At 75.1% G+C, this 13,474-nt stretch carries 12 protein-coding genes; 9 read left to right on the plus strand and 3 right to left on the minus strand.

Going from position 1 to position 13,474, the window contains the following annotated elements; translation table 11 throughout:
• Nucleotides 1–243 precede the first annotated feature (243 nt).
• The 3 genes from ABZ354_RS09195 to ABZ354_RS09205 all read left to right on the plus strand — a co-directional run bounded on the left by ABZ354_RS09195 (nucleotide 244) and on the right by ABZ354_RS09205 (nucleotide 2,585).
• Nucleotides 244–813 carry an XRE family transcriptional regulator gene (locus ABZ354_RS09195; protein ID WP_358654600.1) on the plus strand — a complete coding sequence of 190 codons (570 nt, stop codon included), beginning with the start codon at nucleotides 244–246 and terminating at the stop codon, nucleotides 811–813.
• The gene (locus ABZ354_RS09200) at nucleotides 810–1,544 is read left to right on the plus strand and encodes a helical backbone metal receptor (protein ID WP_358654601.1); all 735 of its coding nucleotides are present in this window, start codon (nucleotides 810–812) and stop codon (nucleotides 1,542–1,544) included. The genes ABZ354_RS09195 and ABZ354_RS09200 overlap by 4 nt, the downstream gene beginning before the upstream one ends.
• 75 nt (nucleotides 1,545–1,619) lie before the next feature.
• Nucleotides 1,620–2,585, plus strand: coding sequence for a LysR family transcriptional regulator (locus ABZ354_RS09205; protein ID WP_358654603.1), 966 nt, complete (start codon nucleotides 1,620–1,622; stop codon nucleotides 2,583–2,585).
• An 80-nt stretch (nucleotides 2,586–2,665) separates the two neighbouring features.
• Here ABZ354_RS09205 and ABZ354_RS09210 read toward each other — a convergent pair whose 3' ends face one another.
• Both ABZ354_RS09210 and ABZ354_RS09215 read right to left on the minus strand, forming a co-directional pair.
• On the minus strand, nucleotides 2,666–3,385 hold the full coding sequence (locus tag ABZ354_RS09210; RefSeq protein WP_358654605.1) for a gamma-glutamyl-gamma-aminobutyrate hydrolase family protein: 720 nt from the start codon (nucleotides 3,383–3,385) through the stop codon (nucleotides 2,666–2,668).
• Nucleotides 3,386–3,475: 90 nt separating this feature from the next.
• Complete coding sequence (locus tag ABZ354_RS09215) at nucleotides 3,476–4,222, minus strand: FCD domain-containing protein (protein ID WP_358654607.1); 747 nt, start codon at nucleotides 4,220–4,222, stop codon at nucleotides 3,476–3,478.
• 87 nt (nucleotides 4,223–4,309) lie between these two features.
• Between ABZ354_RS09215 and ABZ354_RS09220 the strand changes: the two genes are divergently transcribed.
• Genes ABZ354_RS09220 through ABZ354_RS09235 form a run of 4 tightly spaced genes read left to right on the plus strand, consistent with a single transcriptional unit; the run spans nucleotide 4,310 to nucleotide 8,861 of the window.
• The gene (locus ABZ354_RS09220) at nucleotides 4,310–5,671 is read left to right on the plus strand and encodes a glutamine synthetase family protein (RefSeq protein ID WP_358654609.1); all 1,362 of its coding nucleotides are present in this window, start codon (nucleotides 4,310–4,312) and stop codon (nucleotides 5,669–5,671) included.
• 8 nt (nucleotides 5,672–5,679) lie between these two features.
• Nucleotides 5,680–7,068, plus strand: coding sequence for an aldehyde dehydrogenase family protein (locus tag ABZ354_RS09225; RefSeq protein WP_358654611.1), 1,389 nt, complete (start codon nucleotides 5,680–5,682; stop codon nucleotides 7,066–7,068).
• Nucleotides 7,065–7,868 (plus strand): 3-oxoacyl-ACP reductase, encoded by an 804-nt coding sequence (locus ABZ354_RS09230; RefSeq protein ID WP_358654613.1) that lies wholly within the window; start codon nucleotides 7,065–7,067, stop codon nucleotides 7,866–7,868. The genes ABZ354_RS09225 and ABZ354_RS09230 overlap by 4 nt, the downstream gene beginning before the upstream one ends.
• A gap of 27 nt (nucleotides 7,869–7,895) precedes the next feature.
• Nucleotides 7,896–8,861, plus strand: a complete 966-nt coding sequence (locus tag ABZ354_RS09235; RefSeq protein ID WP_358654977.1) for a DUF2510 domain-containing protein — start codon at nucleotides 7,896–7,898, stop codon at nucleotides 8,859–8,861.
• A 37-nt stretch (nucleotides 8,862–8,898) separates the two neighbouring features.
• Here the strand turns inward: ABZ354_RS09235 and ABZ354_RS09240 are convergent, their stop codons facing one another.
• On the minus strand, nucleotides 8,899–10,101 hold the full coding sequence (locus ABZ354_RS09240) for an amino acid deaminase/aldolase (protein WP_358654615.1): 1,203 nt from the start codon (nucleotides 10,099–10,101) through the stop codon (nucleotides 8,899–8,901).
• A gap of 270 nt (nucleotides 10,102–10,371) precedes the next feature.
• On the opposite strand from ABZ354_RS09240, the gene ABZ354_RS09245 reads away from it, so the two are divergent.
• Together ABZ354_RS09245 and mycP are read left to right on the plus strand one after the other, a co-directional pair.
• Nucleotides 10,372–12,231 carry a hypothetical protein gene (locus tag ABZ354_RS09245; protein ID WP_358654617.1) on the plus strand — a complete coding sequence of 620 codons (1,860 nt, stop codon included), beginning with the start codon at nucleotides 10,372–10,374 and terminating at the stop codon, nucleotides 12,229–12,231.
• Nucleotides 12,228–13,442, plus strand: coding sequence for a type VII secretion-associated serine protease mycosin (mycP, locus tag ABZ354_RS09250; RefSeq protein ID WP_358654619.1), 1,215 nt, complete (start codon nucleotides 12,228–12,230; stop codon nucleotides 13,440–13,442). The genes ABZ354_RS09245 and mycP overlap by 4 nt, the downstream gene beginning before the upstream one ends.
• The last annotated feature ends 32 nt before the right edge of the window (nucleotides 13,443–13,474 follow it).

A 13,474-nucleotide genomic window follows, 5' to 3' on the forward strand; every position in this document is an offset into this window, starting at 1 on the left:
GGAACACGGATCAGCGACCGTGCATTGACCGGACGGAACATCCCGGAGTTCCATTGGCGCGAATGGCGCGAACCAAAGGGTCGGACAGCACCCGGTGTGACACCCGTACGAGGGGCGGATGAATCGCCTTGCCGAACATGCGTAGGGTGCAGTGAACCCGGCAGTAGCAACAGCATCAGCAGGAGAGGCGCGCCGGCGGCGGGTGCGGGACGCGAGAGACGCGCGAAGGAGGGAGCCGGAGCGATGGGCGACCACAAGGAACAGCCCTTGCGGGTGGGCGCGGCCGTACGGCGGCGGCGCCGCGCCCTGGAACTCACCCTCGCCGTCGTGGCCGAACGCAGCGGCCTGTCCGTACCGTTCCTCAGCCAGATCGAGAACGAGCGGGCGCGGCCCAGCACCAGTTCCCTGGAGAAGGTCGCCGACGCGCTGCGCACCACCGCGGTCGAACTCCTCGCCGCGGCCGACCCGGCGTGCAGCGTGGACGTCCTCCGCGCCGAGCAGGGTGAAGCGGGCCCCGACCCCCGGATGCGGTCCCTGGTCCGCGGCCACCACCAGATGTACGCCACGGAGTTCACCGGCGACCACGACGCCGGTCGCGAACTGCAGTACCGCAACGACCAGTTGATGTACGTGGCCGACGGCGCCGTGGAAGTCGAGGCCGAGGGCCGCGCCTACCGCCTCGGCCGCGGCGACACGCTCTACCTCAGCGGCGGGGTGCGGCACCGCTGGCGGGCCACGGTCTCCGACACGCGGCTGCTGATCGTCGCGGTCGCCGAACACATCGAGGCGGTCCGGAACAGGCCGCCGCAGTGAGGGTCGTCTCGCTGGTGCCGTCCCTCACGGAGGCGGTGGCCGAGACCCTGCCCGGCGCCCTCGTCGGCGTCACGGACTGGTGCACGCACCCGGCGGATCTCGACGCCGTACGCGTCGGCGGAACCAAGAACCCGAAGCTCGACCGCGTCCTCTCCCTCGCTCCCGGCCTGGTGATCGCCAACGAGGAGGAGAACCGCGCCGCCGACCTCGACGCCCTGCGGACGGCCGGCGTGGACGTGCTGGTGACGGAGGTACGGGACGTACCGGGTGCCTTCCGCGAACTGGAGCGTGTGCTGCGGGCGTGCGGAGCGGCCGGCCGCCCCCGGTGGCTGGACGAGGCCGAGGAGGCCTGGTCGGCGCCGCCGTCGCCGGAGCGTCGCAGGACGGCCGTCGTCCCCGTGTGGCGCCGCCCGTGGATGGTGCTCGGCCGGGACACCTTCGCCGGTGACGTGCTGGCCCGCCTCGGAGTCGACCACGTGTACGCCGGCCACGCCGAACGCTATCCGCGCATCCCCCTGGACGAGCTGCGCGCGGCGGCGCCGGACGTCGTCGTGCTCCCCGACGAGCCGTACCGCTTCACCGCCGGGGACGGCCCCGATGCCTTCCCCGGACTGCCCTGCGCGCTGGTCAGCGGGCGTCACCTCACCTGGTACGGACCCTCGCTGGCCGAGGCGCCCCGGGTGCTGGGGCGGGCCCTGCGGGCGGCGCGCCGCCCGCCTCCGGCCCCCTGACCGTCCGCCCGTGACCGTCCCCCCGGCCGCCCGCCGCCGGGGAGCAACCCGTTCCCTGCAACATAAGCTGCATTTATGAGCGGGAGCGGTGACAGCGCGAGGACCGGCGAGCACGGCACATCCCGGCCCGCCGCCGGGCAGGGCACCGGAGGGTCACTGGCGCACCGCGTACCGGACCTCGGCGCGCTGGAACTGCTGCTGGCGGTCGCCCGCGTCGGCAGCCTCGGCGGCGCCGCCCGGGAGCTCGGCATCACGCAGCCCGCCGCCAGCAGCCGCGTCCGGTCCATGGAACGGCAGCTCGGCGTGGCCCTGGTGGACCGCTCGCCGCGCGGTTCCCGGCTCACCGACGCGGGAGCCCTCGTCACCGACTGGGCGCGCAGGATCGTGGAGGCCGCCGAGGCGTTCGACGCCGGGGCGCAGGCACTGCGGGACCGACGCGACTCCCGGCTGCGGGTGGCGGCCAGCATGACGATCGCCGAGTACCTGCTGCCGGGCTGGCTGCTCGCGCTGCGCGCCCAGCGCCCCGGTACGGCGGTGTCGCTGCTCGCCGGGAACTCCGCGGCGGTCGCCGAACGGCTGCTGTCCGACGAGGCCGACCTGGGCTTCGTGGAGGGCCTGTCGGTCCCGGCCGGGCTGGACTCCGCCGTCATCGCCCACGACCGGCTGATCGTCGTCGCGGCCCCCGCCCATCCCTGGGCCCGCCGCCGTACGCCGCTGACCGCGCGGGAACTCGCGACGACCCCGCTGATCCTGCGGGAGACGGGCTCCGGCACCCGGCAGGTCCTGGACGCGGCCCTGGGCGGCCTGGCCCGCCCGCTGATCGAACTGTCCTCCACGACGGCCGTGAAGGCGGCGGCGGTCAGCGGCGCGGGCCCGGCCGTCCTCAGTGAACTGGCCGTGCGCGAGGAACTGTCGATGCGCCGGCTGGTCCCCGTCCCCGTCGAGGGCGTCACCCTGGCCAGGGACCTCCGCGCGGTCTGGCCCACGGGCCACCGCCCGACGGGCCCGGCCCGCGACCTGCTGTCGCTGACGCGCAGGTAGCGGCTCCGTCAGGGCCAAGGACCCGGGGGCGAAGGACTCAGGGGTTCAAACGCCGCGGAGAGCGGCCGGCTCGCCCGGGGTCAGCCGCCCGCCGCCTCCACCACCCCCCGCATCACCCGCACATCCGTCCCCATCTCCGGATGCCACTGCACCCCCAGCACCCACCCGGCGTCCGCCGGCAGTTCCAGCGCCTCCGCCGTCCCGTCCGCGGCACGCGCCGACACGATCAGGCCCTCGCCGAGCCGGTCCACGGCCTGGTGGTGATACGTCGGTACGGACGTCGCCTCCGGCACCAGCTCCGCGTACCGCGTGCCCGCCACCGGGGACACCGCGTGCTCGCCGAACACGCCCACCATCTCCGCGTGCCCGTCGAGATGCTGGACGAGTGTGCCGCCCAGCGCGACGTTCAGCAGCTGCATGCCCCGGCAGATGCCGAGCAGCGGCACCCGGGCCGTCAAGGCCGCGTCGATCAGCGCGAGCTCCCACGTGTCCCGTTCCGCAGCCGCGGGTCCCGTACGCGGGTCCCGTCGGGCGCCGTACCGCGCCGGGTCCACGTCCGGGCCGCCCGCGATCACCACCGCGTCGAGCCGCGCCACCGTCGCCGCGGCGTGCTCCGGCACGTCCGGCGGGAGCATGACGGCGAGGCCGCCCGCCCGCTGCACCAGCCGGGGATAGCCGGCCGGCAGCAGTGCGGCCTCCAGCTCCCACACGCCCCAGCGTGCCCCGGTCTCCAGATACGTACTGACGCCGATCAGCGGCCGTCGTCCGGTCACCTCGAACCCCCCTGTCGTGGCGGTCACCCCGTGCCCCTCCCCAGTAGGAGGTGTGACGTCATACCTTCCTGCAAAGGTATGACGCCACACCTTAGACAATCGAGCGGCGGGCAACCCTCACGTCAGGAACCCCCGCAGCAGTGCCGCCGTCCCCGCGCAGTGTTCCCGCGTCATCTCCCGCGCCCCGTCCGCGTCCCGGTCGAGCACCGCCTCGACCAGCGCCGTGTGCTGCCGCTGGGAGTGTTCCAGGTTGCGCACCAGCAGCGGGATGCGGTCCAGCAGGTCGTTCAGGGTGGCCCGGACCGCCGCGTACTGCGCCGCCAGGGCCGGTGACCCGCACAACTCGGCGAGCGTGAGGTGCAGCATCGTGTCCCGGCGGCGGTACTCCGCCAGAGGCGCGTCACGCGTGCGGTCCAGCGCCTCCCGCAGCCGCGCCGCCCCCGCCCCGGACAGCCCGTGCGCCGCGCACAGCCCGGCCGCCCCCACCTCCAGCACCTCGCGAAACCGCAGTACGTCCTCGAGGTCGACCTCGGCGACCCGCCGCCGCAGCGCGTCCCCGGCGTCCTTGCCGCCGCCGCCCGTGTCGGCGGTGCGCGGCAGCACGAACGTTCCGCCGTACCGCCCCCGCCGCGACTCCACCAGACCCTGCTCCTGAAGCACCTTCAGCACCTCCCGCAGCGTCACCCGGCTGATCCCCAGACGGCCCGCGAGCTCCCGCTCCGCCGGCAGCCGCCCGCCCCGGGGCACCAGGCCGAGACGCACCACCTGGAGGATCTGCTCCAGCGCCTCCTCGAAGCCGTTGCCCGCCCGCACCGGCCGCAGGACCGGCGTCAGACGGTCCACCCCGTCAGGTACCTCCCGCATACGGCCGCGCCCCCTTCCCAAGCAAAGGTTTCCGGCAATACCTTATGGCGCACGGTGGAAAGGCAGCAGTCCCAAGGAGGCTCTTCCGTGGCAGACCGCACACCCCCGCTCGGCATCGAGGAACTGCACGCCCTCGTCGCGGGCGGTGACATCGACACGGTCGTGCTGGCCTTCCCGGACATGCAGGGACGGCTCCAGGGCAAGCGGTTCGCCGCGCGTTTCTTCCTCGACGAGGTCCTCCACCACGGCACCGAGGGCTGCAACTACCTGCTCGCCGTCGACGCCGACATGAACACCGTCGACGGCTACGCGATGTCCTCCTGGGACCGCGGCTACGGCGACTTCGCCATGCACGCCGACATGTCGACCCTGCGCCGCGTGCCCTGGAACGAGGGCACGGCCATGGTCGTCGCCGACCTCGCCTGGCACGACGGCTCCCCGGTCGTCGCCGCGCCCCGCCAGATACTGCGCCGCCAGCTCGACCGCCTCGCCGAACACGGCTGGAGCGCGCGGGTCGGCACGGAGCTGGAGTTCATTGTCTTCAAGGACACCTACGAGCAGGCCTGGGACGCCGGCTACCGGGGCCTGACCCCGGCCAACCAGTACAACATCGACTACTCCGTCCTCGGCACCGGCCGCATCGAGCCCCTGCTGCGCCGCATCCGGAACGACATGGCCGCGGCCGGTCTGACCGTCGAGTCCGCCAAGGGCGAGTGCAACCCCGGCCAGCACGAGATCGTTTTCCGCTACGACGAGGCTCTCGTCACCTGCGACCAGCACGCCGTCTACAAGACCGGCGCCAAGGAGATCGCCGCCCAGGAGGGCGTGTCGATCACCTTCATGGCCAAGTACAACGAGCGCGAGGGCAACTCCTGCCACATCCACCTCTCGCTCGCCGACGCCGGCGGCGGCAACGTCATGGCGGGCCCGGACGGCGAGATGTCCGACGTCATGCGGCACTTCCTCGCCGGTCAGCTCGCCGCGCTGCGCGACTTCTCCCTCCTCTACGCGCCCCACATCAACTCGTACAAGCGGTTCCAGCCGGGCTCCTTCGCGCCGACCGCCGTCGCCTGGGGCCAGGACAACCGCACCTGCGCGCTGCGGGTGGTCGGCCACGGCCGCTCCCTGCGGTTCGAGAACCGGCTGCCCGGCGGTGACGTCAACCCGTACCTCGCCGTCGCCGGCCTGGTCGCCGCCGGGCTCCACGGCATCGAGCAGCGGCTCGAACTGCCCGAGCCCTGCGCGGGCAACGCCTACGCCGCCGACTACGCCCACGTCCCGACCACGCTGCGCGAGGCCGCCGAGCTCTGGGAGAACAGCCCGCTGGCCAGGGCCGCCTTCGGTGACGAGGTCGTCGCCCACTACCGCAACATGGCGCGCGTCGAGCTGGACGCCTTCGACGCCGCGGTCACCGACTGGGAACTGCGCCGCTCCTTCGAACGCATGTGAGGTCCCGCTTGTCCGAACCGCCCACCCCCTTCGAGCTCACGGTCCTCAACCCCGCGACCGAGGAAGTCGTCGCCACCGTCCCGGCCGCCTCCGCCGCCGACGTGGACGCCGCCGTCGTACGCGCCGCACGGGCGCAGTCCGGCTGGGCCGCGCTGGCACCGGGCGACCGCGCCCGGCTGCTGCGCCGCTTCGCCACCGCCGTGGACGAGCACGTGGAGGAACTGGCGCGCCTGGAGGTCCGCGAGGCCGGCCACCTGATCGGCAACGCGCGCTGGGAGGCCGGCAACGTCCGCGACCTGCTCGACTACGCCGCCGGGGGAGTGGAACGGCTGACCGGCCGGCAGATCCCCGTCGCGGGCGGCCTGGACATCACGATCCTCGAACCGCTCGGCGTCGTCGGCGTCATCGCCCCCTGGAACTTCCCCATGCCGATCGCGGCCTGGGCCACCGCCCCCGCCCTGGCCGCCGGCAACGCGGTCCTGCTCAAGCCGGCCGAGACGACCCCGCTGACCGCGCTGCGCCTGGCCGGGCTCGCCCTGGAGGCCGGCCTTCCGGACGGCCTGTTCCAGGTGCTCCCCGGACCCGGCCCCGTCACGGGCGACGCGCTCGTCGCACACCCGGGCGTCGCCAAGATCGTCTTCACCGGGTCCACGGCCGTGGGCAAACAGGTGATGGCCAAGGGGGCGGGCCTCCTCAAGCGGGTCACCCTCGAACTCGGGGGCAAGAGCCCCAACATCGTCTTCGCCGACGCGGACCTGGAGGCCGCCGCCCGGGCCACCCCCATGTCCTTCCTCGACAACTCCGGCCAGGACTGCTGCGCCCGCACCCGCGTGCTCGTCCAGCGGTCCGCGTACGACCGCTTCCTCGAACTGCTGGGCCCGGCGATCGAGGCGGTGCGCGTCGGCGACCCGTCGGACGGGACCACCGACATGGGCCCACTGATCTCCCGCGCCCAACTCGACCGCGTCCGCTCCTACGTCCCCCCGGACGCCGCCGGCATCCGGGGCACGGCACCCGAGGGCCCCGGCTTCTGGTTCCCGCCCACCGTCCTCACCGGCGTCGACCCCCGCGCGCGCGTGGCCGTCGAGGAGGTCTTCGGACCCGTCGCCGTCGTCCTCCCCTTCCAGGACGAGGCGGAGGCGGTCGCCCTGGCCAACGCCACCGACTACGGCCTCTCCGGCTCCGTCTGGACCCGCGACGTCGGCCGGGCGCTGCGCGTCTCGGGGGCCGTCCGCGCGGGCAACCTGTCCGTCAACTCCCACTCCAGCGTCCGCTACTGGACCCCGTTCGGCGGCTACAAGCAGTCCGGCATCGGCCGCGAGCTGGGCCCGGACGCCCTGACCGCCTTCACCGAGACCAAGAACGTCTTCATCAGCACGGAGGGCCCCGCACAGTGACCGCATCGACTGACGCACCGACCGACGAGATCGTCTGCCGCCGGCTGGTCGGCCGTACCGCCGTCGTCACCGGAGCCGGCAGCGGCATCGGCCTCGCCACCGCGCGCCGCCTCGCCTCCGAGGGCGCGCACGTCGTCTGCGCCGACGTGGACGAGACCCGCGGCAAGGCGGCGGCCGAGCAGACCGGCGGCATCTTCGTCAAGGTCGACGTCACCGACCCCGAGCAGGTCGAGGCGCTGTTCAAGACGGCGTACGACACCTACGGCAGCGTCGACGTCGCCTTCAACAACGCCGGGATCTCCCCGCCCGACGACGACTCCATCCTGGAGACCGGCCTGGAGGCCTGGAAGCGCGTCCAGGAGGTCAACCTCACCTCCGTCTACCTGTGCTGCAAGGCCGCCATCCCCTACATGCGGCGCCAGGGCAGGGGCTCCATCATCAACACCGCGTCCTTCGTGGCCAGGATGGGCGCGGCCACGTCGCAGATCTCGTACACGGCGTCCAAGGGGGGCGTCCTCGCCATGTCGCGCGAACTGGGCGTGCAGTTCGCCCGTGAGGGCATCCGCGTCAACGCCCTGTGCCCCGGCCCGGTCAACACCCCGCTCCTGCGGGAGCTTTTCGCCAAGGACCCGGAGCGCGCCGCCCGCCGCCTGGTGCACATCCCGCTCGGCCGGTTCGCCGAGGCCGAGGAGATCGCCGCCGCCGTCGCCTTCCTGGCCAGCGACGACTCGTCCTTCGTGAACGCCAGCGACTTCCTGGTCGACGGCGGAATCTCGGGGGCGTACGTCACACCGCTGTAGGGCGCGGCTTAAGGTGCCGGGATGAGCATGACGCCGCCGCCCGGCTGGTACCGCGACCCGTCGGGCCCGCACCTGGAACGCTGGTGGGACGGCACGGCCTGGACCGACCACCGGCGTACGCCGGAGGCCACCGCCGTACCCGCACCGCCGCCGGGCCCGCCGGTACCCGCGCCGGGCCCGGCCGTGCCACCGGCGCCACGGGCCGGCGGTGGTCGGGGCGACAACCGGGCCGGGATCGTCGCGCTGACCACCGCCGGCCTCGTCCTGGTCGCGTCGGTCGTCACCGGCGTGGTCCTGCTCGGCAAGGACGACGACCCCGGCACCAAGGCCTCACCGGGCACGGAGGCCTCCTCGCCCCCGGTCCCGGCCGACGACACCCGGTCCCCCTCGCCCTCGCCGTCCACCTCCGGGCCCCCCGAGGACCCGAACCGCGTGGCGGACGAGCTGAACGGCATCACCCTGCCGCTCCTCGACGGCTGGGTCCGCCCGGACCACGTCGCCCAGGACGACGTCCTCATGACCACCGACGGCACCTACGACTGCCCCGGCGACGACGGCTTCTGCCGGCACGGCCTGGTCGTCTCCCGCACCGTCACCGCCACCGACGAGACGTCGCCCGAGGCACTGGCCCGCGAGGACATCGAGGACGCCGCCGACGACGCCTACGAAGAGGACCTCGTCGGCAGGCGGCCCTTCGGCGGCATCGAGTCCCACCGGGAGGTGAAGGCGGGCCCCGTCGCGGTCGCGGGACGCGCCGGATACCTGGTGCGCTGGCGCGTGAAGACCGCCGAGGGCCCAGGCGGCTACGTGCAGTCGCTGGTGTTCCGGTCAACCGCCGGCACCGAGTCGCCCGTCGTCGTCCGGTACGTCTTCGACGCGGGCGAGGACGGTCCGCCGCTCGCCGACATGGACCGCATGACCAAGGGCATCCGGCCCGCCGGCGACGCGTCCACCGGCGGAGGCGTCGGCAGCAGCATCGGCCCCACCGGCTGAGGGCCCCGGCCCGCGCGGACGACGCCGGGTGCGGGGCCTACAGGAAGGTCCGCCCCTCGCCGCGGTACGTCGGCACCGCACCGGTCACCGCGTCCCCCTCCACCAGACGCAGCGTGTCGAACCGCTCGCACAGCTCGCCCGCCTTCGCGTGCCGGAACCACACCCTGTCGCCGACGAGGAGATCGTCGGCGGCGGAGCCGGTCAACGGCGTCTGCACCTCGCCCGCGCCCTCCCGGGGGTCGTACCGCAGGCCCTCCGGCAGATACGGCACCGGCGACCGGTCAGGGCCCGCCGCGCCGGACGCGGGATAGCCGCCGCCCAGCACCGTCACCACGCCGACACCCGGCCGCCGCACCACCGGCAGCGCGAACAGCGCGGCCGGCCGGCCCGTGAACGACGTGTAGTGGTCGAACAGCCGCGGCACGTACAGCCCCGACCCGGCGGCGACCTCCGTCACCGCGTCCTCGGCGACCGTGTGCTGCACACTGCCCGTCCCGCCACCGTTCACGAACTCCAGGTCGGGCACCACGGCCCGCACCGCCCGCACCGCCGCCGCGCGCCGCTCGGAGAGTTCCCGCCGGGCCGCGGCCTGCATCAGCCGTATGCCCCGGGACCGCAGCGGACGCCCGGCCACCGCGTCCCCGACCCCGGCGACGTGACCCTCGTACGCCATGATCCCGACGACCTTGAAACCCGGCCGCCGGGCCACCGCCCGGGCCAGGCCGGCGAGCTGCGCCGGAGAGCGCAGGGGGGAGCGCAGCGCCCCGATCCGCAGCCGCCCGCCGAGCATCCGCAGGGAGGTGTCCAGCTCCAGGCACACCCGCACCACTGCGCGTCCGCCGCCGCGCGAGGCGTCGATCAGGTCGAGCTGCGCCGGATCGTCCACCATCACGGTCACGGCGGCGGCGAGCTCCGGATCACCGGCCAGCTCCGCGAAACCGGCGCGGTCGGCGGACGGGTAGGCGAGCAGCACGTCGCCGAAACCGGAGCGCGCCAGCCACAGCGACTCGGCCAGCGTGAACGACATGATCCCCGCGAAGCCGTCCCGGGCCAGGACCCGCTCGAGCAGGGCACGGCAGCGCACGGACTTGCTGGCGACCCGGACCGGTTTCCCGCCCGCCCGGCGGACCAGATCCGCCGCGTTGGCGTCGAAGGCGTCCAGGTCCACGATCGCGAGGGGAGCGTCGAGATGGGCGGTGGCCCGGTCGTACCGAGCCCGGTCGGCGAGGCGTGCGGTCATGAGCGCAGCCTGCCAGAAGGTATTACCGCAGGGTAGTGGGACGTTCCCGGGCAGATGCCCCCGTGGCGCGGACTGGTTCCCGCTCGGGCGCCGACACGCCGTAGAGTGACGCGCACGCACGGGGACGCCGCCCGCCGCAGCCGCGCCGGGATGCCGCCACACGCGCGGGCACGCGGGCCCGAGCGCCCGGGAGCGGGACGCGCGTGCCCGTGGGCACAGGGCCCCGGGACGGGGAACGGCAGAACCCGGGGACGAGGAAACGGGGGGCGGATGAGTACGGAAGCGCGACGCGCCTCCAGCCCTTCGGCGCCCGGCGACCGGGAACCGGAACAACCCCGCCGGACCGACCGCGACACCCCCCGCCCGCAGAACACCGCCCCGCGCGACCCGACACCGCCGCGCGGCGAAACCCCGCAGGAGCCGCGCACGGCCGCACAGGACGGGCGTACGGCGGCCGCTCGGGACGCGCGCACGAACACCGCCCCGGGGGCCGGCAACGCCGACACCCCCCGCCCCTCGAGCTACCGTTCACCGGCCACGGGCCACCCCCCGCCCCCGCCGAAGGCCTCCGCCCGCTTCCCCGACACGCCCCCGCCCGTCGGCACAGACCCGGACGGGAACACCGGAGCCCAGGCGCCCGCCCGCCCCACCACACCGCCCCGCCCTCCGGCGTCCCCGGAACGCCCCGCCGCGCCCACGGACCGGACCGCCGTACCCGACAGCGCCACGGCGCCCGCCGAGGGGGCGACGGGCCGGTCCGCCCTGCCACCGCGCCCCACCGGCCGTCCACCGGCCCCCACGCACCGTCCGGGCGCTCCGCTGCCCCCCGCCCGGGAGACGGGCCGGTCCGCCGTACCACCCCGCCCGACCGGCCGCCCGTCGGAGCCCCCGCACCGCCCGGCCGCCGCGACGCGCCCCTCCGGGGCGACCGGGCGGCCCGCCGTCCCGCCCCGACCCACCGGCCGCCCGTCCGTGCCCCCGCAGCCGCACGCCGCACCCGAGACCCCGGCCGAGACGACCGCCCGGCTGCGTCCGGTGACGCCCGGGCCGGTGCCCCCTCCCGCGGGCGTGCCCCGTCCGGTGGGCCCGCCCGACGACCGCACACCGCACACCGCACCCTTCGCCGCACCTCCCGCCGCCCGCACGGGCGCCGCCCGGCACGGTCAGGGCGATACGGCACCGTCCACCGGCCGCCCCGGCCGGAGCAGCGCGGCGTCCCGAACGCCTTCCCCCGGTGCGGCCGCCCCGCAGCCCGACCCCTCCCTCTCCTGGAGCGCCCCCACGGCACCGACCCGCGCGACCACCGGTGTGCGGCCCGTCGTGTCGTTCGGGACACCCGAGGGGTACGACGAGCGCAACCGGGCCCGGCCGCTGGGTGCCCCACGGCGCTCGCGCACCGCTGCCGCCGCCCTGTGCCTCGTACTCGGCCTCGGCCTCATCGGCGGAGCCGTCACCGGCAGCCGGCTCGGCGGGCCCGGCGACGGCGGCGCGCGCGAGGCCTACGAGGCGGCCGGCGGCCTGTGGCACAGCGTCCCCGTCGACCAGCTCTTCCCGCCCACCGTGCAGGGCCGCGGAGCCGGACCCGGCGGAGCCGACCGCACCTGGACCCGTATCGGCGTCGCCCCCGACAGCGGCTGCCAGGGCGCCTTCGACCCGCTGCTCCGCAAGGTCCTGGACCCCGTCGGCTGCCGGCGCCTGCTGCGCGCCACCTACACGGACGCCACCCGGAGCCACGTCACCACCGTCGGGATGCTGTTCACGGACGCCGACGCCGCTGCCATGACCACCCTCGCCGGCCGCTTCCGCAAGGACGGCCTGGACCGCCGCACCGACCTGATGCCCCGCCCGTACGCCCCGAAGGACACCCCCGCAGCGCGCTTCGGCGCCGAGCAGCGCGCCTCCTGGGAGATCTCCGTCCTCACCGACGCCCCCGTCGTCGTCTTCGCCGTCTCCGGCTGGGCCGACGGCCGCGGCGTCGACGAACCGCTGCCCGCCGAGGAGGCCGTGAGGACCGGCACCACCGAGGCCGTCGCGCAGGCCGGCCTCGGCCACGAGGCGCGCGGCCTGGCCGACCGCGTCGAACGAGGCCTGCGCAAGACCGTCGGCCGGGCCACGGAGCAGCCGTCATGAGCCACCCGATCGTCCACCGGATCACCCGTCCGGTGTCCCGCCGCGGCGGACTGTTCGCCCCGTTCCTGGCCGCCGTCCTCGTCCTCCTGCCGGCCACCACGGCCCACGCCGACGGCATCCGTGCCCAGCAGTGGGCCCTGGACGCCATGCACACCCAGGAGGCCTGGCGGACCACCAAGGGGGCCGGCGTCACCGTCGCCGTCCTTGACACCGGCGTCGACTCCGACCACCCCGACCTCAGGGGCAACGTCCTCACCGGCAGGGACATGGTCGGTTTCGGCGCGAAGCGCGGCGACCGACCCTGGGCCCGGCACGGCACCGCGATGGCCGGCATAGTGGCCGGTCACGGACACGGCAGTGGTTCGGGCTCCGGCATCATGGGCGTCGCACCCGAGGCGAAGATCCTCCCCGTCCGCGTGATCCTGGAGGACGGCGACCCGTCCCGGGCCAAGGCCCGCAAGACCCGCGGCAACGCCCTCGCCGAGGGCATCCGCTGGGCGGCCGACCACGGTGCCGACGTCATCAACCTCTCCCTCGGCGACGACTCCGCCTCCGCGCACCCCGAACCCGCCGAGGACGAGGCCGTCCAGTACGCCCTGAGAAAGGGCGTGGTCGTCGTCGCCTCCGCCGGCAACGGCGGCGAGAAGGGCGACCACATCTCCTACCCGGCCGCCTACCCGGGCGTGATCGCCGTGACCGCCGTCGACCGCTACGGCACCCGCGCCTCCTTCTCCACCCGCCGCTGGTACGCCACGGTCAGCGCGCCCGGCGTCGACGTCGTCATCGCCGACCCCGACCGCAAGTACTACGAGGGCTGGGGCACCAGCGCCGCCGCCGCGTTCGTCTCCGGCGCCGCCGCCCTGGTCACGGCGGCCCACCCGGACCTGACCCCGGCCCAGGTCAAGGACCTCCTTGAGGACACCGCGCGCAACGCCCCCGTCGACGGCCGCGACGACTCACGCGGCTTCGGCTTCGTCGACCCGGCCGCCGCCATCGCGGCCGCCGGCCGGCTGAAGCCGCAGGAACTGCGCTCGGCGGCGTACGGCGAGGAGTACTTCGGGCCCGGCCCGGACGCCGCCGCCCTCGACGACGACACCGCCGGCTGGGCGGCCCCGCTCGCGGGCAGCGCGGGCGGCGTGCTGCTGGTGATGGCGGTGGTGATGTGGCGCGCCCGCCGCGCCCCCTCCGGCCGCCGGCCCGACGGCCACTAGCCCGGTACGGCGTTGCCCGGCGCCCCGATAGG

This window comes from Streptomyces sp. NPDC005925 (genome assembly GCF_040638805.1).
Taxonomy (GTDB): Bacteria; Actinomycetota; Actinomycetes; order Streptomycetales; family Streptomycetaceae; genus Streptomyces.

Coding starts and splice junctions, on each gene's coding strand:
- ABZ354_RS09195 (WP_358654600.1), top strand. CDS start 244: ATGGGCGACCACAAGGAACAGCCCTTGCGGGTGGGCGCGGCCGTACGG.
- ABZ354_RS09205 (WP_358654603.1), top strand. CDS start 1,620: ATGAGCGGGAGCGGTGACAGCGCGAGGACCGGCGAGCACGGCACATCC.
- ABZ354_RS09215 (WP_358654607.1), bottom strand. CDS start 4,222: ATGCGGGAGGTACCTGACGGGGTGGACCGTCTGACGCCGGTCCTGCGG.
- ABZ354_RS09235 (WP_358654977.1), top strand. CDS start 7,896: ATGACGCCGCCGCCCGGCTGGTACCGCGACCCGTCGGGCCCGCACCTG.
- ABZ354_RS09240 (WP_358654615.1), bottom strand. CDS start 10,101: ATGACCGCACGCCTCGCCGACCGGGCTCGGTACGACCGGGCCACCGCC.
- ABZ354_RS09245 (WP_358654617.1), top strand. CDS start 10,372: ATGAGTACGGAAGCGCGACGCGCCTCCAGCCCTTCGGCGCCCGGCGAC.
- mycP (WP_358654619.1), top strand. CDS start 12,228: ATGAGCCACCCGATCGTCCACCGGATCACCCGTCCGGTGTCCCGCCGC.